This is a genomic window from Streptomyces yongxingensis, from assembly GCF_055597465.1.
In genome coordinates, this window is the sequence record NZ_CM145717.1 from 4,112,684 (window position 1) to 4,136,213 (window position 23,530).

21 protein-coding genes and 1 pseudogene are annotated in these 23,530 nt (G+C 69.0%); 6 read left to right on the forward strand and 16 right to left on the reverse strand.

Going from position 1 to position 23,530, the window contains the following annotated elements; all coding sequences use genetic code 11:
• Positions 1–47 precede the first annotated feature (47 nt).
• The 8 genes from ACZ6TD_RS17145 to ACZ6TD_RS17180 all read right to left on the reverse strand — a co-directional run bounded on the left by ACZ6TD_RS17145 (position 48) and on the right by ACZ6TD_RS17180 (position 10,896).
• Complete coding sequence (locus tag ACZ6TD_RS17145) at positions 48–386, reverse strand: hypothetical protein (protein ID WP_471354903.1); 339 nt, start codon at positions 384–386, stop codon at positions 48–50.
• A gap of 107 nt (positions 387–493) precedes the next feature.
• Entirely contained in the window at positions 494–2,116 is a 1,623-nt protein-coding gene (locus ACZ6TD_RS17150) for a hypothetical protein (protein WP_471354905.1), read from the reverse strand.
• 185 nt (positions 2,117–2,301) lie between these two features.
• Entirely contained in the window at positions 2,302–3,354 is a 1,053-nt protein-coding gene (locus tag ACZ6TD_RS17155) for a beta family protein (RefSeq protein ID WP_471354907.1), read from the reverse strand.
• Between the two features lie 419 nt (positions 3,355–3,773).
• Positions 3,774–6,101 (reverse strand): ATP-binding protein, encoded by a 2,328-nt coding sequence (locus ACZ6TD_RS17160; RefSeq protein WP_471354909.1) that lies wholly within the window; start codon positions 6,099–6,101, stop codon positions 3,774–3,776.
• 94 nt (positions 6,102–6,195) lie between these two features.
• The gene (locus tag ACZ6TD_RS17165) at positions 6,196–6,831 is read right to left on the reverse strand and encodes a DUF6879 family protein (protein WP_471354911.1); all 636 of its coding nucleotides are present in this window, start codon (positions 6,829–6,831) and stop codon (positions 6,196–6,198) included.
• Positions 6,824–7,093 (reverse strand): hypothetical protein, encoded by a 270-nt coding sequence (locus ACZ6TD_RS17170; protein WP_413807170.1) that lies wholly within the window; start codon positions 7,091–7,093, stop codon positions 6,824–6,826. Before ACZ6TD_RS17170 ends, ACZ6TD_RS17165 begins: the two co-directional genes overlap by 8 nt.
• A gap of 442 nt (positions 7,094–7,535) precedes the next feature.
• Positions 7,536–8,810 carry a hypothetical protein gene (locus tag ACZ6TD_RS17175; protein WP_471354914.1) on the reverse strand — a complete coding sequence of 425 codons (1,275 nt, stop codon included), beginning with the start codon at positions 8,808–8,810 and terminating at the stop codon, positions 7,536–7,538.
• Positions 8,811–8,865: 55 nt separating this feature from the next.
• On the reverse strand, positions 8,866–10,896 hold the full coding sequence (locus tag ACZ6TD_RS17180) for a hypothetical protein (RefSeq protein ID WP_471354916.1): 2,031 nt from the start codon (positions 10,894–10,896) through the stop codon (positions 8,866–8,868).
• 179 nt (positions 10,897–11,075) lie between these two features.
• Here ACZ6TD_RS17180 and ACZ6TD_RS17185 point away from each other — a divergent pair.
• Positions 11,076–11,208: pseudogene (locus ACZ6TD_RS17185) on the forward strand (IS5/IS1182 family transposase); the annotation flags it as partial.
• A gap of 319 nt (positions 11,209–11,527) precedes the next feature.
• On the opposite strand, the gene ACZ6TD_RS17190 reads toward ACZ6TD_RS17185, so the two are convergent.
• The gene (locus ACZ6TD_RS17190) at positions 11,528–12,178 is read right to left on the reverse strand and encodes a hypothetical protein (RefSeq protein WP_471354917.1); all 651 of its coding nucleotides are present in this window, start codon (positions 12,176–12,178) and stop codon (positions 11,528–11,530) included.
• A 203-nt stretch (positions 12,179–12,381) separates the two neighbouring features.
• Here ACZ6TD_RS17190 and ACZ6TD_RS17195 point away from each other — a divergent pair, with 203 nt between their 5' ends.
• Positions 12,382–12,888, forward strand: coding sequence for a hypothetical protein (locus ACZ6TD_RS17195; RefSeq protein WP_471354919.1), 507 nt, complete (start codon positions 12,382–12,384; stop codon positions 12,886–12,888).
• On the opposite strand, the gene ACZ6TD_RS17200 is transcribed toward ACZ6TD_RS17195, so the two are convergent.
• Positions 12,847–13,746 carry a DUF72 domain-containing protein gene (locus ACZ6TD_RS17200; RefSeq protein WP_471354921.1) on the reverse strand — a complete coding sequence of 300 codons (900 nt, stop codon included), beginning with the start codon at positions 13,744–13,746 and terminating at the stop codon, positions 12,847–12,849. The two genes, ACZ6TD_RS17195 and ACZ6TD_RS17200, sit on opposite strands and share 42 nt — an antisense overlap.
• A 274-nt stretch (positions 13,747–14,020) precedes the next feature.
• Between ACZ6TD_RS17200 and ACZ6TD_RS17205 the strand changes: the two genes are divergently transcribed.
• Together ACZ6TD_RS17205 and ACZ6TD_RS17210 are read left to right on the forward strand one after the other, a co-directional pair.
• Positions 14,021–14,689: a lytic polysaccharide monooxygenase auxiliary activity family 9 protein gene (locus ACZ6TD_RS17205; protein ID WP_471354923.1), complete on the forward strand. Its 669-nt coding sequence runs from the start codon at positions 14,021–14,023 to the stop codon at positions 14,687–14,689.
• A 213-nt stretch (positions 14,690–14,902) separates the two neighbouring features.
• Positions 14,903–15,583 carry a hypothetical protein gene (locus ACZ6TD_RS17210; RefSeq protein WP_471354925.1) on the forward strand — a complete coding sequence of 227 codons (681 nt, stop codon included), beginning with the start codon at positions 14,903–14,905 and terminating at the stop codon, positions 15,581–15,583.
• A 20-nt stretch (positions 15,584–15,603) separates the two neighbouring features.
• On the opposite strand, the gene ACZ6TD_RS17215 is transcribed toward ACZ6TD_RS17210, so the two are convergent.
• The 3 genes from ACZ6TD_RS17215 to ACZ6TD_RS17225 all read right to left on the reverse strand — a co-directional run bounded on the left by ACZ6TD_RS17215 (position 15,604) and on the right by ACZ6TD_RS17225 (position 17,256).
• Complete coding sequence (locus ACZ6TD_RS17215) at positions 15,604–16,065, reverse strand: hypothetical protein (protein WP_471354926.1); 462 nt, start codon at positions 16,063–16,065, stop codon at positions 15,604–15,606.
• A 165-nt stretch (positions 16,066–16,230) separates the two neighbouring features.
• A complete protein-coding gene (locus ACZ6TD_RS17220; RefSeq protein WP_471354928.1) occupies positions 16,231–16,629 on the reverse strand; it encodes a DUF427 domain-containing protein in 399 nt (132 codons plus the stop codon).
• Positions 16,630–16,701: 72 nt separating this feature from the next.
• The gene (locus tag ACZ6TD_RS17225; RefSeq protein WP_471354930.1) at positions 16,702–17,256 is read right to left on the reverse strand and encodes a MarR family winged helix-turn-helix transcriptional regulator; all 555 of its coding nucleotides are present in this window, start codon (positions 17,254–17,256) and stop codon (positions 16,702–16,704) included.
• A gap of 121 nt (positions 17,257–17,377) precedes the next feature.
• On the opposite strand from ACZ6TD_RS17225, the gene ACZ6TD_RS17230 reads away from it, so the two are divergent.
• Positions 17,378–19,816, forward strand: a complete 2,439-nt coding sequence (locus ACZ6TD_RS17230) for an MFS transporter (RefSeq protein ID WP_471354931.1) — start codon at positions 17,378–17,380, stop codon at positions 19,814–19,816.
• Positions 19,817–19,886: 70 nt separating this feature from the next.
• Here ACZ6TD_RS17230 and ACZ6TD_RS17235 read toward each other — a convergent pair whose 3' ends face one another.
• The gene (locus ACZ6TD_RS17235; RefSeq protein ID WP_471354933.1) at positions 19,887–20,156 is read right to left on the reverse strand and encodes a hypothetical protein; all 270 of its coding nucleotides are present in this window, start codon (positions 20,154–20,156) and stop codon (positions 19,887–19,889) included.
• 108 nt (positions 20,157–20,264) lie between these two features.
• A complete protein-coding gene (locus tag ACZ6TD_RS17240) occupies positions 20,265–21,485 on the reverse strand; it encodes an MFS transporter (RefSeq protein WP_471354935.1) in 1,221 nt (406 codons plus the stop codon).
• Positions 21,486–21,578: 93 nt separating this feature from the next.
• On the opposite strand from ACZ6TD_RS17240, the gene ACZ6TD_RS17245 reads away from it, so the two are divergent.
• Positions 21,579–22,469: a LysR family transcriptional regulator gene (locus ACZ6TD_RS17245; protein WP_471354937.1), complete on the forward strand. Its 891-nt coding sequence runs from the start codon at positions 21,579–21,581 to the stop codon at positions 22,467–22,469.
• A 377-nt stretch (positions 22,470–22,846) separates the two neighbouring features.
• Here ACZ6TD_RS17245 and ACZ6TD_RS17250 read toward each other — a convergent pair whose 3' ends face one another.
• The gene (locus tag ACZ6TD_RS17250; protein ID WP_470004722.1) at positions 22,847–23,359 is read right to left on the reverse strand and encodes a GNAT family N-acetyltransferase; all 513 of its coding nucleotides are present in this window, start codon (positions 23,357–23,359) and stop codon (positions 22,847–22,849) included.
• Between the last annotated feature and the right edge of the window lie 171 nt (positions 23,360–23,530).

Genomic DNA, 23,530 nt, shown 5'->3' on the forward strand with positions numbered 1-23,530 from the left:
GCAAGCCAACCCAGATGCACTCGATCACGATGGCTCGGCGGCACTCGTCAATCCCACGGGGCGGTCAAGCCATGCTCTCCAACGGCCCAGGCCAGCGTGTTCTCCACGGCAGTGACATAGTCGAGCCCCTGCTCTTCGGCAACTGCCAGGAGGCTGGGTTCGGCGAGCACGCTCATCGCCTCGTAGGCTCGATCTTGCTCCTGGTACGCATCTGAGGAAGTCACAGGGCGGCCAAGCGGAACGTCGCTGACCGGCGGTGCAGCGGTCAGACCGGCAACCCAGTGGAGCGCCGCTAGCAAGCCCCGGGCATACCCGGCGCTGCTGTACCCGTGCTGGGTGACATGGTTGATCATCGCGATGATCTCGTCATGCCTCCGCAGTTCCATGACGCCCCCGCTTTCTGACTTTTCCACGGTCCAGCCGAATAGCTGTATGGATCGTCACCTGGCCGAACACTGCCTCATGTTGCCACTCGCCCCCATGTGCTGGGGATTCACCCTCGTCTCCACTCCTCCAGCACCAACCAGACGTCGCGAGGCCAGGACATAGTCAGCGGGTCGAAGGAGTAATCCTCCGCGGTGGTCTCCTTCCACAGGGCCTCAGCATGCTCGGCCTCGTCTGCGAGAAGGCGCGCGGTCGCCAGATGAACCCAGGCAGAGCCGTAATTCCTCTCCCTCGCAGCCTTCACCAAAGCGGGCCAGATCTCCCAAACCAGGCACTTTTTAAGGTTTCGGAGATGATCGGCCGCCTTCTGAAGGATCACACCGCTCACGTGCCGGTTGACCTCGTGCCACTGGTCGTCGACTTCATGAATCCGATCGTTGTCCCAGCCGTGTCTCTCGACAAGTCCTCCCCAGAACGTCCAGGAACGATGGGCCTGGTCACGCGCGTGCTCGGCAAGCTCCTGCCGAGTCAGCCGAGGGAAGTCGTCGTCGTCCGGTGTGACGGGGTCGGATCCATCCGGCGGCAGGGTCGAATCGTCTCCGTACCTGATCCGGGTCAGAACCTCCAGAGACCGGAGGGCAGACTCAACGTCCTCGTCCCGTACCAGGCCGCAGATCTCAGCCACGTCTTCTGCCACAGCGGCCCAGTCGGTCTCTGCAAGGTGGTTGTCCAGATCAGTGGCCATCCAGTCCGCCGAACCGCGACCACCAAGGCCATCCAGGATTCCCTGGATCTCGGAGTCAAGCCGCTCCAGAACGGCCTCGGGGGTCTCTCGCGCCCGCTGGGCCGCTACCTCGTGTTCCACCCGCTCGGCCGCCTCTCGGTGCCGGTCACGGGCCACCCGCACAGTCGGAAGACGTGTCTGCAAGGCACGCATCTCCTGAGACTTGGCCGCGTCGACCTCGTCCAGCAATTCGATCGCCTGCATCCGGTGGCTGGGCTGGACCAGCGGATCTGACGCGAGACGGCAAAGCAGACCCACACTGCCCTTGGGGGCACGCTGGGCCACGGCCATCGCCAGAGCAAGACGGTCCGCGCTCGCGGCGTCCGGGTGAGCCACAAGCTTCTCCACAGCTTCGGGTGCGTACCCGGCCGGACGGTCGTGCCCAACGAGGGCGAGGCCGACTTTCAGCCGTGTCCTGAGCGGGACTGTCTCGTCTTCGGCAAAGAGCTGCGCAGTCCAGACAGCCCAGCCTTCGCGCACCGCATGTGTCAGCAAGCCCCAGCCGCTTCTGGGCAGCAGGTTCCGTGCTTCCGCGTAGCCCGCTTCATTGGCGCGGGCCACGAGTGTGTCGGCGGCACGGAGGCGCAGTTCCGGAGGCAGCCCCTTGGTGCCTGCTACGTAGCAGAGCCCGACGGTGTACTCGGCATAGGTATACGAGGGGCGGTAAGCGTCAGCCCTCAACTCTGGGGCGATGCGCTGCAGGCCCTCGTGGAATGGGCCCGGTGTCTGGACCATGAACGAGGCTGCTGCCAGCGCTGCCCCGCCGCGAATCTGACAGGCCCGCAGGCCGCCGGTCCGCCAATCGTCGGCCTGCGTCTCGTCGGCAAGGCGAACCAGGGAAGTCTCGATCACCTCGTCGGGTTTTCTGCGAGAGGCCGGTACGTCGCAGTCCGGCAACAACTCGGGGCGTTCTATGCACCCCGCCACATTGCGTTCCCTCATCGACACCAGATAGATCCTAGCCGTGATGCAGGTGATCTCCAGGTGAGCAGGAGGGCCACCCACCAGGCTGGAACCACCACCATGACGACGCCTGGCCTAGCAAGCAGTTTCACCGCAGACAAGGCTTGCCACAGCAAACTCTGTACCTTCTGTCACGCTGAGTGCGGGATGCCTTCCATCGAAGACGCAAGTCAACGATGGTGCCCTGCGAGACAACTGACGACAAACGTCATGTGCTGAATGTTCCCCATCCGGTTCCAAACAGAGTGGTTGCCGGTGGTGACGGATCCCTGGGCACAGTCGCGCAGCCAGCCCTCCCCTGTTCCGGCCGACGGGCCGCGGAAGTCCGAGAGGCGGGTGAGGCGCCGGGCGGCGTCGCGGTTGATCGCGTCACGGTGCTCGCCACGCTGCAGCACCTTGGCCAGAAAGTAAGAACGGGTGGTGGTGTAACGGAGGACGCCCCACTCCGGTCCGCCGTTGCCCGAGACCGGGGTCTGGGCGGCGTATCCGGTGGGGAGTATGCCGTAGTCGCCGTAGTGCAATTGGGAAAGGTAGGAGCGCCCGCTTTGGTGGATCTCGTGCCACGTATCCCAGTCCGGTCGCGGGGCCTCGTACCAGCCGCTCTCCAGGAAGCCCTCAGGCCGGCCTGGGAAGCCGCCTGCCGCGACGGCCACCGTCCGCCAGGTGGCGAGCGGGACCAGCGCGTCGAGGGCGCGCAGAGCCTCTTTGGCGGCGTCCCGGCGGGAGGGTAGTACGGCGCCCAGATCGAGGAACAGGTCGACTGGTCCAATGGGACAGGCCCGGTCGAGCAGTTCGCCGAGCCGTGGGACATCCCGGTCGTGCCACTCACCCGGAACCTGCATGCGTATACCCAGACCGCCGCCATGCTGCTCGGCCGCCGCAAGGGCCAGAGACTGCTGAGCAACGGGCCGACACGGGCCGGTCACCGGGCGCAGGTTTCGCAGGGCCCACCACTCGGGCGGCAGGGTTTCGGCTAGGACAGCGGCCTCGCTCTCGTCAGCGAACGGCGCGTCCAGCCACGCAGGCCGATGGCGGTGCGCGGCGGCGACCCGGCGTGCGTCCTTGCGAAGCTCTCCGGACAGCAGGTCTGGCAGCATTCCGGGACGGGGCGGCAGGGTCCACAGCGGGACGACCCTGGCCTGTATGTCCGGCCGCAGTCCACGGTACGCTTCCACCGCATGTGGGCGGGTTGGCAGGACGGAAACGTACAGCGGTCCGGACATGGCGGCCCCCTCGGCACAGTCCGTGTCGTCTCCCTGCCTTCAGGGTGAATTGGGGGGCAGAGTCTGGAAAGGGCGCTAATCAGCCTCGACGGCTTGTATGCGTCAAGGGCGAGGGCCAAGGAGCCGGGCCCGTGCTCCTCTGCTGATGTACGTAGCGCCTTTACGCGGCTGGGAGCCGCCCCGAGCCATGACCGACCTCGCCTTGGACGGGCAGGCATCGGCAGCGATTCACATGGCAGGCTCGAGCATGTGGTGTGCGTCCAGCTCTACGGGAGCGACCACCCCGCCGTCGTCCAGCTGTCCCCTGCTGCGAGTGTGGCCAGCACCCACAGCTGACCTGGCTGTGGAACACACCGCCATGCGGTGTGTTCGGCTGATCAGCGCCACCGGACACCGGCCCAAACAGTTCAGCCCCTGCTTCAGCTTGTTTCTGCTAGCCGACGTTCGATGCCCTCGCGCACTGCTACCGCGCGAGGGTCATCGAAAGCGGCGAGGAGCCTCAGCGCCTCCGCCCAGTGCTGACGGGCCTCCTCCGGGCTTTCGCCGAGTACGGCCAAGGCCAGGCCATCGAGGGCCAGGGCCTGGTGCCACTCATCACCGAGATCGCGGTGCGTCGAGGCAGCCTGGCGGTGGAAGTCGGCCGCCTCGGCATGACGCCCGAGTCGGCGGTACACCTCACCAACCCCCTGCCAGGCCAGCGCCTCTCGGCTGCGGTCGGCGAGGCGTCGGTGGAGTGTGGCGGACCGCTGGTAGGAGGCCAGGGCCTCGGCGTACTGGCCCTTCGCCTGCTGAGCATCACCGAGGGTCAGCAGCCAGAAGCCCTCCAGGCGCAGGTTACGGAGGCTGAAGGCGATGTCGAGGGCGGCCTGGGCCGAGGCCAGGGATGCCTCGACATCGCCCCGCTCACGCTGGACGTCGCTCAGCACGCGCAGGATGTTGCCCTCGCCGCGCTGATCGCCGAGGGTCCGGTGCGCTGCCAGGGCTTGGTCGATGACGGTCGCCGCCTCCGGAAGCCGCCCGGCGCGGTAGTGGGTGGTCGCGAGGTTGGACAGCGCAGTGGCGGCCCAGTGGGCGGCGTCCTGCTCTTGGAAGGCGGAGATGGCTTGCTCGAAGTAGCGGGCAGCGGTGTCGAGCCGTCTGCCGCGGAGGTGGTTCAGCCCGATCAGGTTGAGTGAGCGTGCTTCGCCCAGGCGGTCTCCCAGGTCACGCCGGATCGTCAGCGCGTTCTCGTGGGATTCGAGGCTTTCGGTCTGGCGGTTGAGGCGGGTGTAGGCCATTCCGAGGTAGGTGTGGAGTGCGCCTTGCGCGGCGCGTTCCCCCAGCCGTTCGGCCGCCTCCAGGCCGATGCGGCCCACGGCCGGCCAGCTTGTGCCCGAGGCGGAGGGGAACTGGGCGTTCCACAAGACTGTGGACAGCTGCCACGCCAGTCGGTCCTGTCCGGCGTCGGCCGCCGTACGGACGGACTGGAGGAGGTTGGCGTGCTCCCGCTCGGCCCAGTCCACGGCAGCGTCGTAATCGGAGAACGTCAGTGGTCTGACGTCATCCGGGGCAGGCGTGAGGGGCACACGGTCCTCGGCGGGGTTGATCCAGCCCTGCGCGGCATCGGCGGTGTGCAGGTACCACTCCAGCACGCGTCGCAGCGCTGCCTCCCGCTCGACCGGCGGCTCCTCGTGCTGGGCCTGGTCGATAGCGTAGGCACGCAGAAGGTCATGGAACTGGTAGCGGTCCGGGGCGGTCTGTTCCAGGAGGTGTGCGCCGACCAGAGAGTCCAGCAGTTGCCGGGACCGACTGATGCTGGTCGACCCTGCAAGGGCCGCCGCGGCCCGCAGCCCGAACTCGGGTCCGGGGTGTAGACCCAGCAGGCGGAACAGGCGGGCGGCCTGTTCGGACAGGGCGCGATAGGACCAGGCGAAGACGGTGCGGACGGCTTCGGCTTCCTCGTCGTCGCCAGTGCTCAGGGCGTCCCAGAGGGCCGATTCGTCGCGTAGTTCGGCGATCAGGTCGTCCAGCCGTAGGTGGGGGTGGCTGGCGGCGCGTTCCGCGGCTATACGCAGAGCGAGCGGAAGCCGTGCGCACAGCCGGGCCAATTCGGCGAGCTGCCGTTCGTCATCGACCGGCCGGTATCCCGCGGTGACGACGCGCAGCAGGGCAACCGCCTCCGGCTCTGGCAGCACGCCAAGCGTGAGCCGGCGGGCCCCATCCCGGACGGCGAGGCCGGACAGACGGCTACGGCTGGTGACCAGCACCAGGCTGTGCGCGCTCCCCGGCAGCAACGGCCTGACCTGGCCGACGGTGGCCGCGTTGTCCAGGACAACCAGTACCCGGCGGTCGGCCAGCAGCGAGCGGTATAGCGCGGCGGCCGCGTCGAGATCCTGCGGTACGGCTTCGGCCAGGACACCGAGCGAGGTCAGCAGGCGGTGCAGGGCCTCGCGTGCCGCGACCGGCTCTCCGGGGTCGTAGCCGCGCAGGTTGGCGTACAGCTGACCATCCGGGAAACGCTCCCGGACCTGGTGTGCCCAGCGCAGTGCCAGCGATGTCTTTCCGGCGCCGGCGGTGCCGGCGATCACGTATACCGAGACGACGAGCGGATCGCCGTCCTCGCTGGTGAGGACGGCATTCAACTGGCCAAGCTCATCGGTTCGGTTGACGAATCCGCCCACGTCGGCCGGTAACTGGCGTGGGACAGGGCTGGAAGAGCTCCCCGGGTCCGGTGTGCCCTGCGCGTGGAAGTGGATGCCTCCGTGCACACTCCTCGCCTGGACGACGTCACGTGAGGATCCCGACAGCTCGGAGTGGGTGCTGCCGAAGCGCTCGTCCTGTCCGCCTGGCGATGTGATCGGCCTACTCCCTTCCCGCGCTCAGCGTCGGCGGATCAAGGTGCGCCACCTCGCGGTCGAAGTAAGAGATCACCTCTTCACCTACCGCGTAGAGCGCCTTGATGTAGTTCTCCCAGCGCTCGACGAGGTCACGGTCGGTGTAGCGGATCGCGCCGTTCGCAACTCCTGCTTCGGTGTACAGGACTTGGAAGAGGGTGCGGCCGCCCAGCACAACCACTTCCGGAAGCGGGCCGGTGTCCTCCGAGGCTGCCACCTGCGCGGCGGGGACGACCCTGATCCGCTGCCCGTACTCCGCACGCTGCCGCTGGGAGTGGAGTTCCCACTGCACATACGGCGTCAGTGGCCTCTCGACCACCCGCACACGGTGAAAGGCATACCCTCTGCGCTCGTCCTCCTGAGCGGTCGCGGCCAAGCTGTCGCGCCGGTCGGCGAGGAGCCGAAGCGCCTCCTCCCAGTCACCCCGACGCAGGGCGTCCCGGCTCGGACTGCCCTGCTCCTCGAAGTGCTGTCGGCGCTCCAGCTTCCAGGAACTCCCGTCACGGACCGCGTCCTCCCGTTGCCGGAAGTCCTGCTTGTAGGCGGTGCGGGTGAGCCGATCGCCCTGCTCGGGATCGAGAACGGGGGCGAGGAGGTCAAGCATCGGGGATGTCCTTCTTTGCCGCGCTGAGCATGTTCCCTGGGATGACGACCAGCCGCTCATCCGAAGCAATGTTCACGCCCTGCGGCAGGCGGGGGCCGTAGACGGCTGTCAGATCCCGGCCGATCACAGCCACATCACCGTTGTCGAGCTGCCAGATGTCCGGACACTCGTCATTGCCATCGGAGTTCCCGAGCTCTTCGGCCGACTTCCCCAGCCGACGCTCGAATAACGCGGACGGGTCAGCCTCCCAGGCACGGGCCATGTCTGCCTCCGGTCGAGGTGGTCGAGCACGCTGTGACTACCCACTGTATCCAGGACCACACCAATAGGTGAGGGGGTTGCCCCCACGGCCGAGCCGCCGGGTGGCGGCACGGAAGCCGTCAGGGGCGGCTCCCCATGCGGTCGGAGCGCCGATCGGTTACGCGCGCGTTCGCGTCACCGGCACCGGCACGGTCGTCTGGATTACCAGCCCACCGCGCATCGATGGTTCGGTTCGTCCCCTGTGCTGGGCGCTTCGCCGAGAGCACCTCGGCGAAGGTGCCGAAAGACCCCGCTACCAGCCACGATGCTGGATGCGGGGTCCTCGCGTATGCGCAACCGGGCGCGTGCCACGACCCGCAGGGAGTCGGAAACGGAACGGCACGCCCCATCCCAGCAGGCCGGGCGGAAGGGCTGGCCTCCGGCCGCAGGGGCCGTCGCCTCGGTCAGGTGGGGACGCTGCCGGTGTTCACCGGCAGTTTGTCCTGCTTGCGCTGGAGGGCCCGGAAGTCGTCGTACCAGCCGAGGCTCTGGGCGGGCGTCGACGACTCGCCCTCGGGTCGTGCGGTGCGGCTCGCGTACAGGCTGTTCAGCAGCCAGGGGCTCTTCTTCGGGCCGAAGCCCTTGGTCATGGCGGCTCCCTGGACCACGCCGTAGGTGGCCACGGCGAGCTTGCCGGTGTCGCGGAACTGCTTGACCTGGTTCCTCAGCCAGTGCTTGTGGCTCGCGTACCACGGGCTCATGGCGAGCAGGTCCTGCCACTGGCGCTGCGGCCACGGGTGGTCGATCGCCTGCTTGATCGCCTGCCACACCTTGGTGTCGGGGCTCATCCTGTAACGCTCGGCGAACTGACGCGGAATCGGGTCACTCAGGTGCTGCCGCCACAGCTGCACCAGGGAGAACTCGGTGACCAGGAACTTCTGCCCGTGCCCCAGCCGCGGCACCACGAAGTCGAGGTACTTCTTGGCGTTCGCCATCGACGACACATGGGGATGGATGTCCACCCCCTCGATCCCGGCGGTCTTCCGCGCGAACTCCATCCACCGCTCCGCGCCCTTGCCGCGCCACTCGGGCTCGTCGAGGTGGTTGAGAGCGCCCATGTAGATGCGGGTACGGCTGCTCTTACCGCTGTGCTCGGCCCGGTAGGCGAGCACATGCTCGGCGACCTTCTCGTAGAAGTCACCCAGCGGACCGTTCCAGTCCTCCTTGCGGCTCTCGATGAACGGCTCGTTGCCGACGACGAGGATGTTCACCTTGTCCAAGACGGTGTCCAGCACCTTGTCGACCTTGGCCAGCACGTCGGCCATTTCGGAGCTGTCCGGGTCCGGGAAGGGCTTGCCGTTGTGCGGGAGCTTGAGGCTCAGAATGGTGCCGTAACCGTGCTTGGAGGCGTTCAGCAGAGTGGAGACGGCCCGGTCCTGCATGGCACCGGTCTCCTCCTCGGCACGGATGGCGACGAAGCCGCGCAGCCAACTGGCCTCCACACCCTCGAGCTCGGTGAAACCACAGCCGGTGGGGTCCTCGTTGAAGTTGCCGCCGAGCGCCCCGTCCGGAGCCGACCCGCCGCCGGAGCCGCCGCCGGAGTCACCACTGGAGCCGCCGCTGGAGGCACCGCTGTCATCCCCTCCGCCCTCGTTCTTCGAGCACCCGGCGGCGAGGAGGGCCGCCCCCGAGGCCCCGACCAGCCACCGCCGCGACACTGCGAGATCGTTCTGCTTCACGTGCTTTCCCTTTCCACGGCCTACGCCGAAATCGATCTGTGTGCGAGAACGGCGTCTAGCCGAGCAGGAACCTCGCCTGGGAGCCGGGACCGGTGGAGTCCATCCAGAACGAGATGATCGCCCGAGCGCCGGAGCGCGCCCAGCCAGAGGGCGCATGGGCGCCCAGAGCGAGGGCAAGCCTGGCGTGGCCCACCCTCGCGCGATCGAGCTCGGGGGCATGGACCAGTTCGTCCGCGGTCGCACCGCGCCGTCCCCACGGCAGGGGCTTGGTGCGGCGCTTGTCGAGGATGTCGCCGTGCCAGAGCACGCTCTTCGCGACGCCGTGGTCGAGTACGTAGTCGACCCGGATGCCGAACAACGCCTCCGACGAGGTCGGTTGGTGGTCCGGGAGCTCGGCGCGGACGTCCGTGTCCAGGGTCCGCGGCAGATCGCGGTACTCCGCTCCGCACAACGCGGTGCCCTCATCCCCCTCGACGCCCAGATAGGCGACGGCACGCACGGCGTCGTAGCAGCCGTAGGCATTGCCGCGCACCGCGGTCGTACCCTTCGGCCCCGTGACGCGGTCGGCGTACGTGTGCTTCCGGACCAGGGTGGCGGACAGGCCGTCCCGGTCCAGGACGGGATGCTGCGAAGCGGCGCCGACCTCCACGTACACCAGACCCGGGCCCGCCACCGTCACGGTCTTGGACACCTTACGGGAACGCCCGCGGAGGTGAACGGTCTCGCTGGCGCCGAAGTCGCTTCCGCTGTGCTCCAGCGGGCTGCCGTGCTTCTGATCGATGTGATACACGTTCAGCTCGGTCTGCCCGCCGTCGGCCGACGGAACGTCGGCCAGCTCGAGCTGGATGGTCCGCGACTCGCCGGACTCGTTCCACACCAGGACCGAGCCGCGATGCTCGTCACCGGACGCCATGGCACCGACGCCGTCGGGCAGCCCACCGCGCACCGGGGTACGGCGGTCCGGCATGCGCGCGTAGAGCTTCAGCGCGTTGAACAACGGCGTGCGGAGCGCCTTGCCGCCCTTGAAGGCGATCACGTGCGGCAGCCAGCCGCTGAAGGTGAACGTCTGCAGGTCGGGTATCCGCAGCGCCTTCTCCAACGCCGCCATCGAGCGGGCCGCCTCCAGCGCGGTCCCACCCTTCTTCTCCCACTCACCGGGGCGGAACACCCCGAACTGGGCCTGAATGAGCGGAACGGTGTTGAAGTCGCCGCGCAGCGCGTTGCGTGCGCCGTCGACGAAGTCGGAGAGATCCTCGCCGTAGTTGTTCATGGTGAGGTAGTCGAACGGCAGGTCGGGGTCGGTCTTGCGCCGTTTCCGCAGCTCGTCGATGGCGGTCTCCAGGTAGCTCCGGCCGCCCAACTGCCGGCGGGGGTGCGCGTCGACCGGAACGAAGCTCGCCATCCCGAACAGCCCCTTGGGCCCGATCGCGCCGGCGTAGGCGTCATAGATGTCGACCATCTGCCGGATCGACGCGAGATCGGGAGATCCGGTGAGGTTGTGGCTCGGCTCGTTCCACATGCACCAGCTGACCGGATGATCGTCATAGAGCTTCGTCCACTGGCCCATCGCGTCCGCGGCGGCCTTCAGGTCGGTCGGGCGCGGGAACTTCCGCGGCGCCTTGGCCTTCGCGGCGTCCTCCCACTGCTTGGGCGCGCCCTCCAGTTGATACATGGCCTCGATGCGGCGCCGCCGCAGCTCGCTCTGCACCTTGTCGAGAAAGGAGTTGCGCCGCACCTCGACCTGGCCGTCCTCGACCTCGATGGGGTACGGCTCCATCGAGTCCCAGTCCGTTTCCGGAAAGCGGAGTTCTCCGTCGTAGAGCGCCGGACGGATCTCGTCCAGGTACCGCAGGCTGTCCAGGATCTTGTCGGAGTCGAGGGCACGGCCCACCCCGATCTTCGACTTGACCAGGGGGAAGAACGCCGTCCTGCCGAAGTCGACCTGGAGGCCGTCCGACGAGGACGGCGAGGACGCGGACGCGCGACAACCGCCGAGGGCAGCCGCGGCCCCGACCCCGACCGTAGCGGTCAGGACGCGCCGTCGGGTGTACGAGCGAAGGTCGTCCGGTTCCGGTGGTCGTTGCACTTGTCCTCCTAAGGCCATGTCCTGCATGGCGGGTTGGTCGCTGGTGAGGGTGGGCATGGGGAGTAGCCGGTGGGGATGGATCGTTCCGGGCGGGTCGTGGGAGTTCGCGCGGCTGTTGCTGTCCTCGATTCGGCCCATGTGCGGGCGAGGGAGTGGGCGAAGCAGCGGGCGAAGGAGTGGGCGAACACACAGGTCCGAGCCCCGTTTGCCGGGCTTTGCCGGGCCAAGCCTGGTTCCGGAGTGCATGTCCCGTCCGATCGGAACGGACTGCCTCTCGCGGTCGCTGTCTCACGTGGCAACACCCACGACAGTGGGGGCCGAAGCCTCTACTGGCCGGGCTCCACGCCTGCGACTACCTGGGCTTCCTCAGTCTCGCCGCTGCCCTGTGCTGCGACAGACGCTCCTGCCGCCTCACCAGGGAGAACATGATCTGAAACCGCGACCGCAGCGGATTCCCGCTCCCGCTGGACGTCTCCGCCGGGAACACCCCCGACAGCCTCGGTCTGCGGCCGGTGGTCGGCGGCGTCCCACCCATCCACTCCCGCCGCGCGCCGCGACGCCGACGCCGACGCTGACGCCGCCGCCTTGCCAACGCACTCCCGGACGGCCGAGAGATCACGCCGCGCCTCGGCTACTGCCCTTGAGGCCGGAGTGTCTGATTACCGCTGTCCATGTCGAAGTCGCCGACGTACCACTTCCCGTTGACCTTGCTGGCTTCCACCTTGGCCTTGAAGGACTTCGGGTCCACACCGTGCGAGCGGGACAGCATGATCGACCGCAGGGGCTTTCCATCGACGGTGATCTTGGCCGTCGGGACGACTGCCTCGTCGCCCTTGGGAGTGGGCGCGTCGACCTTCACCGTCGGCTTGCCAGAGGCGTTCTGCGGCGAGAACGCCTCGCTCATGGACTTCAAACCGGGGGCCATCTTCTGCGTCGCCGACGCGTCGCACATCTGGGGGGTGGCGGCCTTCGGGGACGAGCCGCTGCCCGGCGCCGTGGAGAGCAGGCACGCCTGCTTCGCGTCCTTCTCGATGACCGCGCTGACCCAGGAGCCGACCGCCGAGGACACGGTGGACTGTCCGCCTGCCTGTGCGCTGGAGCCGTCGTCCGACGGGGCGCTGGAGTCGTTCGATGTGTCGGCCGAGGGGGAAGGGCTGCTGCTGTGCGAGGCGGAAGAGGAGTGCGAGCCGCCCGAGCACGCCGCCATGAGCGGCCCCGCCGCCAGCAACGTGGCTGCGGCGGCCCAGCCCATGACCCTCTTACCGGACTCTGGTCGTGCCATGACTTTCTGCTCCTTACACGTGCGGTGTCCCCCCTTTGCTGCCCGTGGTGGCTACGACGGGCAACGAGAGCCGAACGGCTCCACGGAACGTTACAACTCTGGCTACGTCGGAGGCCCACGCGGGGCGTTCGGCAGACGGCGTGGCTGAACACGACCAACGCACATGAGGCCAACACGGCTCGCGACCGCCATGCAACTGTCTTGTGGCTGCACTGGCCGAGCCGTGGGGGGGCACCATCAAGTGGAACGTCGTCGACCAACTCTGCCGGGCGCCTGAACCATTCAGCCGCTCGACGAACGTTCACGTCCGGTCGACGACAGAACTGACCGCGCACATGGACTCCGTGGCGGCGACCATCGACCACGGCCGGTCCATCGCTCTGACGCCGTGGCATGTACTGCATGCCGTGGCGCGCGGCTACGCGCTGGTCGGCCAGGGGATGGGGCGCGGGCTAGCGGAACACTGGCTGAGCCTGAAATTCCGCGAGGCACTCGACGGCAATCGCGCCGGTTCCATGGATCTCACCGACAGGGGCCGCTCTTCCGAATGCTGGTACCGGGGCGTGCAGGCCCGGGAATACGGCCAGCTCCTGGCCCGCACCGCAGCCGCCAGCGGTGGGTTTGTCCGTAAGAGGGTGTCAGGCCAAACCCTGATGGCGGCCACGTGGTCACCCCTTCCACGCGGGTGCCCCGAGCAGATGCCGCATTGACTCCGCGGCGCGGACTGCCGCGTCGGCGCAGCAGTTGTTGAACAGGGCGTGGACCTCGTCGGCCTGTTCGGCCATTTCGTGGAGGCGGGGGATCCACTCCGTCAGTTCCTCCGTGGCGTAGGTGTGGCGAAAGCGCTCCTCCTTGGTGCCCGTGCCCCAGGCGTCGCTGCGGCCGTGGAAGCGGGCCACCGCGAGACGGGGTGAGGTGACCGGGGTGACCGGGGGTATGGAGGTGGGCAGTTTCTGGGTCATGTCTACGGCCACGGCGGACATGCCCCAGTCCCTCAGCGCCGCCTCGGTCTTGGCCCGCTCATCGTCCTGCCACCAGGCGGGGTGCCGGAACTCTACGGCGACGGGCCAGCCCTGCGTGCGCTGGGCGCATTGGGCGAGGAACGCCTTTGCCTGTGGGTCGCCCGGGGCGAACCAGGGCGGGAATTGGAAGAGCAGGGTGCCTAGGCGTCCTGCCTTCTTCAGTGGCTCGAGCGCTCCGCTGAAACGCCGCCACACTTCGTCGAGCAACCCCGGATCGATGTCTGGGGGCCTCGGGCGTCCGCCCCTTCGTCCGGGCAGTGCGTCGCGCAGATCGACAGGCAGGGCGTTCGGGGTCGTCGGGTGGCCGGTGAGGAGGGAGAACGCCTTGACGTCGAAGCGGAATCCGTCCGGGGTGCGCTCGGCCCACAGGGTGCTGTTGCGGGCGCTGGGCAGGGAGTAGTACGTGGCGTCGACCTCCACCACCGGGAACTGGGCGGCGTAGTGCCGCAGTCTCCCCTCCGCGTCGCGCAGCCCCGGTGGGTACCAGCCGCTGGACACCAGAGCGCGGTCCGTCCATGAACACGTGCCGACCAGAATCTTGCCCATGCCGTGCCGACTACCCCGGGTGGGGGCGGGTGCCACTGACGGGCTGTCGGGTGGGTGGATGGGCGGGTTGGTCGGTCAACCGCTTCTGAGCTTTGCGGAGTTGTCGTCTCTGCTGGGGGTCGGTGCTTGGTGCGTCTTGTCTGAGACTCCCTTTCGGGTGTGTGGGCGCCTCGGCTCTACGTTTCGAGGGTTCCCCCCTCGGGGAAACTCCCATTTTGGGAGCGCTCCCACCCGCTCTCCCACTCCCCCTAGGACGATGGAGGAAGATCGCGGAATGATTTGTCATGAACGCGGCAATTCCTTGCGTTGGGCATCTCGCACCCTCGGCCTGCTGGCCACGGCGCTGCTGTGCCTGATCCCGTGGTCCACCACCGCGAGCGCCCATGGGTCCGTCGTCGACCCCGCGTCCCGCAACTACGGCTGCTGGCAGCGCTGGGGAGACGACTTCCAGAACCCCGAGATGGCGCAGTTGGACCCCATGTGCTGGCAGGCATGGCAGGACAACCCGAACGCCATGTGGAACTGGAACGGGCTGTACCGCAACGGCTCCGCCGGCAACTTCCCGGCGGTGATCCCGGACGGGCAGCTGTGCAGCGGTGGCCACACCGAGGGTGGCCGCTACAACTCGCTGGACAAGCCGGGCGCCTGGCAGACGACGAAGATCGGCGGCAAGTTCACCGTCAAGCTGTACGACCAGGCCAGCCACGGTGCGGACTACTTCAAGGTGTACGTGTCCCGCCAGGGCTACGACCCCACCACCCAGCCGCTCAAGTGGAGCGATCTGCAACTGGTCGCCACGACCGGCAAGTACGCCCCCAGCCAGAACTACTCGATCGACGTCAGCACCTCCGGCTACACCGGCCGCCACGTCGTCTACACGATCTGGCAGGCGTCACACATGGACCAGACGTACTTCCTGTGCAGTGACGTGAACTTCAGCTGAGCCGCCCCTCGAAGATGCACGCACCGGCACCACGGCCCCGCCGGACACGCCCCGTCCGGCGGGGCCGTCGGCGTGACTCGAGCGGGGCCCGAGAGCCCGCCGCGCTTCCGCGTCCCCGGCCCCAGAACCGCTTACGGATGAACGGGACCGGAGCGATGATGGAAGGAGAAGCAAACACCGCGTCTGTTCCAGCATGAGAGGACTGGATCCAGCATGGAACAGATCCACGCCGTTCGTCAGGTCGATCGCTATGTACACCAGCGGCGCGCCACCGACCAGAGGTTCGTCAGCTGGCCTCTCTACTACTTTCTGCTCAGGTGGGTCACTCTTGGCATCTACTCGATAGTGATCTTCTATCGTCGCTTGAAACGCGCTGATCTCTTCAGGGACCGTCAGGCCCATTACACCGCGGCGGTCATCACCGCCACCCGTCAGTTCGCCGAGCAGCACGAACACTACGGAGCGGCCCGCGATGACCTCAACGACCTGTGGCGATTCATGAAGGAGCGCTTCGAGGACGAACACAAGCCGATCAAGGCAGGAACATCCCTCGCGCTTTCATTCCTCACGCTCGGGATTTACGGGTTCTATGCCACCTACCGCACAATGCGATTTTGGTGGGAAGTACAGCTGACCGAGCAGGATTTCTATGACCAACTAGGCACGATCTGGGCCAAGTTGGGGTTGATCAAGTATCCCGTGACCCTTGAGGTGAACGAGAACCTGCATCGCAGCTTTGGGATCCATCTCTTTCTCACCATTATCACGCTCGGGATTTTCTGGATCGTATGGGACTACCGCATGCATACCGATCCTGAAAAGGTCTACCCCGAGTTCCATTCAGCGGAGGACGGCGTTCTCGGCGCACTCCGCACCGTCGATATGGACGGATGAGGGTCGTCCGCTTCTGCGGGTCAGGTGAGGGGGCAGGGGAGGTCCCGGGTCCAGTGGTTGGGGGTGCATGTGACCAGGGACAGGGAGAGGAACGACGTGCGGCCCAGGTAGAAGCCGAAGGAGACGTCCGTGCCGTGGGTGAGGCGGGCGGTGGCCGTGGTGACCAGGCGGGCCAGGCGGGCGGTGTCGGCTTCCTGATGGGAGAGGAAGCCGGGGGCGTGTTCGGTGAGTTCGCGGCCCAGCCAGGCGGCCGCCTCCTTCGGTTCTTCGAAGGTGGCGCGGATGAGGGTGGGGGACTTCAGGAGCCAGAGGGATGTTTCCAGTGGGGGCAGCTCCGAGTGGCGGAACATTTCCAGCAGCGTGCGGTAGTGCTCCTCGTCCTCCGTCGTGACGGGCGGGCGGGGGCGGTCGGGTGGGCGGCGGAGGGCCTCCCGGTCGAACAGCTCCTTCTCGCCCAGCCACGAGTACGCGTGGATGTGCACGCGTCAGGGGTTCCCCCCGGGGGGTTCTCGGAAGGCCCCTGACTGGGTGATGTCAGGGTGCGCGGGGCGCCCTGCCGGCCTGCCGGTCGGTCTGTTGGCCTGCCGGCCTGCCGGTCGGTCTGCCGGTCTGCCGGTCTGTTGGCCTGCCGGTCTGCTGGTGTTCTCTTACTTTGACACGTCGATCTTCGCCACCTCGTCGTAGAACGACAGGTGGTCCTTGATCTCCGCCACCTTCTCGATCGGCTGCGGGTACGCCCACACCACGTCCGGCCGCGGCTCCGCGCCCTCGCCTGCCGGGCCGCGGTAGGTCCAGTACGCGGCCTCGCCCTTGAAGGGGCAGGTGGTGTGGGTGTCGGTGGGCTCGAAGAGGGTCAGGTCCACGTCCTCCGGGGGGAGGTAGTAGCGGACCGGAAGACCGGTCTCGTGAACGAGCAGGGGGCGGGTCGACTCGGCGACGACGCGGCCGTCGATCGTGACCGTGACGTGCTGCGCGCCGCGCTCCACGTCCACGCGGTGTCCGCCGCTGGTGCCGGTGGTCTTGGGATGGGAAGCGTGGGTGGACATCTCTTCCTGGCCTCCTCGGTGGGTGTGACAGGCATCATGTTCCTGTTTGTGGCAACGCTCTTCCCGGCGCCCTCATTCCGGAGCGCTTGCCGCCTCGCCCCTCTCCCGTGGCCAGGCCCGGCCCTCCTGGCGTTCCACCTCGCGGTTGAAGCGGGTCAGGACGTCCTCGAAGCGGGCCACGTCCTCGGGAGGCCACGACTCCAGGAGCCGGGACAGGTCGGTCTGCCTGCACGTCCGTTCCGCCGCCATGCGGTCGGCCCCCTGCGCGGTGACGCGGAGCTTGCGGGCCAGGCCGCCCTCCGGGTCCGGGATGCGTTCGACGAGGCCGGCCCGGAGCAGGGCGCCGGTCTGGCGGTTGACGGTCGAGACGTCGAGCTGGAACGCGTCGGCAAGCTGGCCGATGGACATCGCGCCCTCGGCGTCCAGGCGGGAGAGGAGCAGGTAGCCGGAGCGGTCCAGGCGGGTGGGAGTGCACGGTTCGGTGCGGGGAGGTGTGCCGGTGTCCGGCTGCGCCGTGGGATCCTGGGGGTCCGTCGCCTGGCCCTTGCGCTCGCGGGGGGTCAGGACCGAGCACCTGGCCACCAGCATCAGCTCGCGTTCCAGTCGCTCCAGCCGACGATCCAGCACGATTCCTCCTCGCCTCCCCCGCGCCCCTCATTGGAAGTGTGCACGATACACACCCTGTGTAGGATGCACATCTCTCATGCTTCCATCAATCTCCTGAACTTTCTTTGGAGGCGGCATTCGCATGCCCCAGTCAGCCCCACCTCGCGTCGCGGAACCCCTGAGCGCCGCGCCGTCCGGCACGCCGCTCCCGCGGGAGGTCGGCGGCGGCTTCGTGGCGGTGCTCGCGTTCTGCGGTATCGCCGTGTCCGTGATGCAGACACTGGTCGTTCCGCTGGTCACCGAGCTGCCCCAGCTGCTGCACACCACCAGCTCCAACGCGTCCTGGGTGGTCACCGCCACCCTGCTCGCCGGTGCCGTCTCCACGCCCGTCATGGGGCGGCTCGGGGACATGTTCGGCAAGCGCCGGATGCTGATGGTCGCACTGGCGCTGATGGTCATCGGCTCGCTGACCTGCGCCGTCACCTCCGACCTGGTGGTGATGGTGATCGGCCGGGCCATCCAGGGCGGGGCCATGGGGGCCATTCCGCTCGGCATCAGCGTCATGCGGGACGAGCTTCCGCCGCACAAGCTCGGCTCGGCGATGGCCCTGATGAGCTCGTCGCTCGGCATCGGCGGCGCGCTGGGGCTGCCCGCCGCCGCGTTCGTGGCGCAGCACACCAACTGGCATGTGCTCTTCTTCGGGGCCGCGGGCCTGGGCGCGATATCCATCGCCCTGGTGCTCGCCGTCGTCCCGGAGTCCTCCGTTCGCACCCCCAGCCGCTTCGACGCCATCGGCGCGCTCGGGCTGACGGCCGGTCTCGTCTGTCTGTTGCTGCCCATCACCAAGGGCGGTGACTGGGGCTGGACGAGCGGCACCACGCTCGGGCTGTTCGGCGCGTCCGTCGTGATCCTGCTGCTGTGGGGCGTCTTCGAGCTGCGTACCGCCGAGCCGCTGGTCGATCTGCGGACCACGGCGCGGCGCCAGGTGCTGCTGACCAACCTCACTTCGATCATGGTCGGCTTCTCGTTCTACGCGATGTCGCTGATCCTTCCGCAGTTGCTGCAGCTCCCCAAGGCCACCGGGTACGGCCTGGGTCAGTCGATGGTCATGGCGGGGCTCTACTTCGCCCCCATGGGCGTCGCGATGATGCTGGTCTCCCCGCTGTCCGCGCGGATCAACGCCGCCAGGGGGCCGAAGGTCTCGCTGGTCCTCGGGCTGCTCGTCATCGGCGCGACGTACGGTGCGGGGCTCGTCATGATCGACCACATCTGGCAGATCGTGGTGCTGTCCACCGCGCTCGGCGTCGGTATCGGCATCGCGTACTCGGCGATGCCCACCCTGATCGTCAGCGCCGTCCCCGCCGCCGAGACGGGTGCGGCGAACGGGCTCAACACCCTCATGCGGTCGATCGGCATGTCCACCTCCAGCGCGGTGGTGGGCGTGATCCTGGCGCACCAGACCATCGACTTCGGTGGGGTGGCGCTGCCGAGCAAGGACGGGTTCAAGATCTCGTTCATGGTGGCGTGCGCCGCCTCGGTCGTCGGTCTGCTGATCGCCCTCTTCCTGCCCGCGCGGCGGCGGGCCGGGCGGGTGGCGGGCTCGGGTCCCATGGCCACTTCGGCTCCCGCTGCCACTTCGGCTCCGGGGGCTGATTCCGCCCCTGTGGCCGACTCCGCGCCGGTTGGTGGTTCCGGTCGTGTGGCTGACTCCGCCCCGATCGGTGTTCCGGTTGCCGTCGCTGTCGCGGAGCCGGTCGCCGCACGCGCCGAAGACGCCGAGGTCGTCGACGACCTCCCCGCCCTCACCGGCAGCGTGATCCACGGCCGTGTTCTCGGCCCCGGCGACACCCCGCTCGCCGACGCCGCCATCACCCTCATCGACACGGGCGGCCGCCAGCTCGGCCGTACGGTCACCGGCCGCGACGGCCGGTACCACCTGCCCGCCCCCGACACGGCGAGCGTCGTCCTCATCGGCTCGGCCGCCGGGCATCAGCCGCAGGCCGCCACGCTGCTGGTCTCGGATCTGCCGGTCGTCTGCGATCTGCGGCTGTCCGGCGGGGGCGGGCTGACCGGGTCCGTACGGGCCGTCGGCGGGGAGCCGCTGGCCGGTGCGACCGCCACGGCCACCGGGCCCGAGGGCGAGGTCGCGGGGTCGGTGACCGCCGACGAGAAGGGCGAGTTCGCGCTGCCGGAGCTGGCCCCGGGGGCGTACACGCTGACCGTGGCCGCCGCCGGGCACCGGCCGTACGCCACCCAGGTGGAGCTCACCGCCGGTGAGCCGGTGCGCGTGGAGGCCGAGCTGCCGCCCGCGGCCCGGGTCCGGGGCACCGTACGGAACCGGGGCGGCCGGCCGCTCGGGGACGCGCGGGTCTCGCTGCTGGACGCCTCCGGGGACGTGGTCGGCCAGGTCATCACCGGTGTGGACGGGTCCTTCGGCTTCGAGGCCCTCACCGGCGACCACTACACGGTGGTGGCCAGCGGCTACGCCCCGGCGACCCGACAGATCACGGTCGGCGGCGCGGCGGGCACCGAGCGGCGGGATGTGGACTTCCTGCTGGGGCACGGCGACGGCGAGGAGTGAGTCCGGGCCCTGAGCGAGGGCCCCGGCAGAGCATGACGTAAGGAGCAGCGCCCTGGGCGCTGCTCCTTACTCATTCGTCCTTCCCGGGGAGGCCCTCCTCGGAGAGACCCTCTTCCTCGGGGAGGCTCTCCCACGCCTCGCCCTTCCGGTACAGCTCGTAGCCCTCCTCGTCCGCGATGGACTCCGCCTGGGCACGGCTGCGGAGGGAGATCTCGTACGTGTGGCTGTCGACGGTCGCGTGGACGCCCGAGCCGTCGGTGACCGTCTCGATCGAATGCGTCTCGTAGATGACGCGTCCCGGCTCGCACTTGCTCCAGACCACGTGCATGCTCACTGCCATCGGACCCACTCCCGCAGACGAGTCCCCTGGTTTCAGGGTCTCACCTGATCGCCGGGTCCACATGGCCTGACGTGGCCCTCGTGACCTCCGTACTCCCCGCGGCCCCTCTCACCTCCGTCTGCCGAACAGCACCACGTTCGCCAAGGCGAGGACCACCAGCGCGCCCCCGAACCACATCACGCTGGGGACCGCGATCCCGTCCGCCGTCCGGCCGCCGAGCAGCGCGCCCAGCGATATCGCCACGTTGAAGACCCCGACGTACAGTGCCGACGCCGCCTCCCGTGCGTCCGGCGCCGCGTGCAGCACCCAGGTCTGGCAGGTCACCGACACCCCGCCGTACGCCAGCCCCCACACCAGCAGCAGTACGGCCGCCCCCGCCGTCGTGGCACCGGCGACCGGGACCAGCAGCTCGGCCGCCGCCAGCAGGGTGAAGATGACCACGAGGGTGCGGTGCGGATCGCGATGGGCGGTGGCGCCGGCCAGGAAGTTCCCGGCGATGCCCGCCACGCCGTACGCCAGCAGCAGGGTGCTGATCAGGCCCGTCCCGACCCCGGCGACCTCCTCGAGCACCGGGCGGACGTACGTGTACGCGCCGAAGTGGCCGGTGACCAGCAGCAGGGTGGTGATGAGGCCGGTCCGCAGCCGGACGTTGCGGAACAGCCCCGGCACCTCGCGCAGCCGGACGGTACCGGTGGCGGGCAGCGGCGGCAGGGTGACGGCCATGGCGGCGGCCACGGCCAGCGACAGGGCGGCGAACACGGCGAACGCGACCCGCCAGTGGACCAGATCCCCGATGAGCGTTCCGATCGGCACCCCGAGCACCGAGGCCACCGCGATACCGCTGAAGATCAGCGTGGTGGCGTGGCCCGCGGAGCGCTCGGGCACCAGCCGCACCGCGAGCCCGCCCGCGATCGACCACACCCCGCCGATGCTCACCCCGACCAGCACCCGGGCGAACAGCAGGACGGCGAAGCCGGGCGCGAGCGCGGACAGCAGATTGGCGGCGGCCAGCAGCACCATCAGTCCGCACAGCACCAGCCGCCGGTCGTAGCGGCCGACGGTGACGGTGAGCAGCGGGGCGGCGAGCGCGGCGACCAGACCGGGCACGGTCATGGCCAGCCCCGCCGTACCGTCCGAGACCCGGAGCGCGGAGCCGATCGAGGTGAGCAGGCCGACCGGCAGCATCTCGGTGGTGACCACCGCGAAGGTGCCGACCGCGACGGCGACGACGGCGAGCCAGGCCCTGAGCCAGGCTCTGAGCGGCGAGCGCACCACCGGAGGTGACCCGGATGTGCCTGCCGGAGCGGTGAGTTCCGTGCTATTGGACATGCCTTTAGCGAACAGCCGTACCCCTGCGGGAACAACGCCGAAGTTTTCAGCCTTCCATGAGCGAGGCTCATCAATCGGTGTCGGTGGGAGGCCATGGCCGGGTTGGAGATCCGCGAGCTGGAGTGCTTCCTCGTGCTGAGCGAGGAGCTCCACTTCGGCCGCGCGGCGGAGCGGTTGTACGTCTCGCAGAGCCGGGTGAGCCAGCTGCTGCGGAACCTGGAGCGCCGGATCGGCGCCCGGCTGCTGGAGCGCACCAGCCGCCGGGCGCGGCTGACCCCGCTCGGCGAGCGGTTCCTGGCGGAGCTCCGGCCCGCCTACGAGGCGCTGTACGGGGCCTTCGAGAGCGCCCGCGGGGCGGCGCGCGGGGTGGAGGGCGTGCTGCGGATCGGGTTCCAGGGGGCCGCCGATGAACGGGTGACGGCGGCCATCGCGGCCTTCCGGGACCGCCACCCCGGCTGTGAACCGACGACCGTGGAGATCCCGCTGGCCGATCCGTTCGGCGCGGTGCGGGCCGGTGAGGTGGACGCCGCGATCGTCTGCCTGCCGGTGGCCGAGCCCGACCTCGTCCTCGGCCCGGTCTTCTCCAAGCAGCCGCAGACCGTGGTGGTCTCCGCCCGCCATCCGTTCGCGGGCCGCGGCCGGGTGGACGCCGAGGCGCTGGCCGACTGCCCGCTGATCGGCCCGTCCGCCCCCGCGCCGCGCTACTGGCACGACGCGATGGCGCCCGCCGCCACCCCCGACGGGCGGCCCATTCCGCGCGGGCCGCTGGTGCACACGCTCCAGGAGGGGCTGGCGGCGGTCGCGGCGGGCCGGGGCGGGATGCTGCTGTGCGCCCCGACCGCGGAGTACCACCGCCGCCGGGACATCACCTTCGTACCGGTTGAGGGGGTGCCGGACTCGGTGCTGGGCCTGGTGTGGCGGCGGGCGGACGAGACCGCGCGGATACGGGCGTTCGGGCGGGCGGTGGAGGAGCTGTGCACGTAGACGGCGGCCCGCGCCGCCTCGATGTCCGCCCCCGGCCGGGCGCTGGTGTCCGCCCCGCGCCGGGCGCTGGTGTCCGCCCCCCCCGGCCGGGCGCCGGGGCCCTCCCCGTGCCGGGCGCCGGAGTCCTCCCCGTGCCGGGCGCCCCGGCCCGCGCCATGTCGGCGAGCCTCGGCTACGGGGTGCCCGGCGGACCGTGCGGCGCCGCCGCATGCCGATGCTTTCCCCTCCCCGCCCCTTCCCGTTACCAGGGGCTCCGCCCTGGACCCCGGGGTCCGGGGCGGAGCCCCGCCACGCGGCGGAGCCGCATGGCGATGCCGCGGGAAGGGGGCGGGGAGGGGAGCAACCCGCCGCAGGCGTCACGGTCCGTCGGACACCTGCTAGCCCACATCCCTGCGCATGCACACCCGTGGCCAGCGGTCCAGCCCATGACCGGCCTCGCTGAGCCGGATCTCGCGCAGGCCGGGGGTCAGCTCGGCCTCGGTCAGGGTCCGGAAGCCGCACCGCGCGGCGTAGTACGGGGCGTTCCAGGCCACGTCGACGAAGGTGGTCAGGGTGAGCGCCGGGACGCCGTCGCCCGCGGCGCGCGCCGCGATGTGGTCGATCAGGGCCCGTCCCACGCCACGGCGGGCGCTGTCGGGGTGGACCGAGATCTGCTCGATGTGGATGTTTCCGTCGACGGGGTCGGTGATCAGGTACGCCATCGCCCGGTCGGCGTCGTCCACCGCGACCCAGGCCCGTCCGGCCCGCTGGTAGCGGCTCAGCTCTTCCAGACTCAGGGGCTCGTCATCGGCGACTTCGTCCATCCCGATGTCCCGGAAGCAGAGTCCGGCGGCGCGCTCTATGTCCTGGAGGACGGGGAGTTCTTCACTGGTGCTCGTTCGAATCCGCACCCCACCATCATCCTCCGGAACGCCGGAACAAAGGCGTGCCCCCCACCGCCGTGGAGAGCACCCTTCGGCCGTTCCTTCATATGAACGCATATGAACGCCACCGGACCGAGGTCACCCCAATGACCTCGGCCTTCTCCGCTGGTGGTGATCATGAATCTACCAAGATCGGTG

Bases quoted from the DNA above. Each gene is read 5' to 3' on its own strand.
- ACZ6TD_RS17205 (WP_471354923.1), top strand. From the start codon at position 14,021: ATGATTTGTCATGAACGCGGCAATTCCTTGCGTTGGGCATCTCGCACC.
- ACZ6TD_RS17155 (WP_471354907.1), bottom strand. From the start codon at position 3,354: ATGTCCGGACCGCTGTACGTTTCCGTCCTGCCAACCCGCCCACATGCG.
- ACZ6TD_RS17200 (WP_471354921.1), bottom strand. From the start codon at position 13,746: ATGGGCAAGATTCTGGTCGGCACGTGTTCATGGACGGACCGCGCTCTG.
- ACZ6TD_RS17235 (WP_471354933.1), bottom strand. From the start codon at position 20,156: ATGGCAGTGAGCATGCACGTGGTCTGGAGCAAGTGCGAGCCGGGACGC.
- ACZ6TD_RS17240 (WP_471354935.1), bottom strand. From the start codon at position 21,485: ATGTCCAATAGCACGGAACTCACCGCTCCGGCAGGCACATCCGGGTCA.
- ACZ6TD_RS17230 (WP_471354931.1), top strand. From the start codon at position 17,378: ATGCCCCAGTCAGCCCCACCTCGCGTCGCGGAACCCCTGAGCGCCGCG.
- ACZ6TD_RS17145 (WP_471354903.1), bottom strand. From the start codon at position 386: ATGGAACTGCGGAGGCATGACGAGATCATCGCGATGATCAACCATGTC.
- ACZ6TD_RS17210 (WP_471354925.1), top strand. From the start codon at position 14,903: ATGGAACAGATCCACGCCGTTCGTCAGGTCGATCGCTATGTACACCAG.
- ACZ6TD_RS17190 (WP_471354917.1), bottom strand. From the start codon at position 12,178: ATGGCACGACCAGAGTCCGGTAAGAGGGTCATGGGCTGGGCCGCCGCA.
- ACZ6TD_RS17165 (WP_471354911.1), bottom strand. From the start codon at position 6,831: ATGCTTGACCTCCTCGCCCCCGTTCTCGATCCCGAGCAGGGCGATCGG.
- ACZ6TD_RS17170 (WP_413807170.1), bottom strand. From the start codon at position 7,093: ATGGCCCGTGCCTGGGAGGCTGACCCGTCCGCGTTATTCGAGCGTCGG.
- ACZ6TD_RS17220 (WP_471354928.1), bottom strand. From the start codon at position 16,629: ATGTCCACCCACGCTTCCCATCCCAAGACCACCGGCACCAGCGGCGGA.
- ACZ6TD_RS17245 (WP_471354937.1), top strand. From the start codon at position 21,579: ATGGCCGGGTTGGAGATCCGCGAGCTGGAGTGCTTCCTCGTGCTGAGC.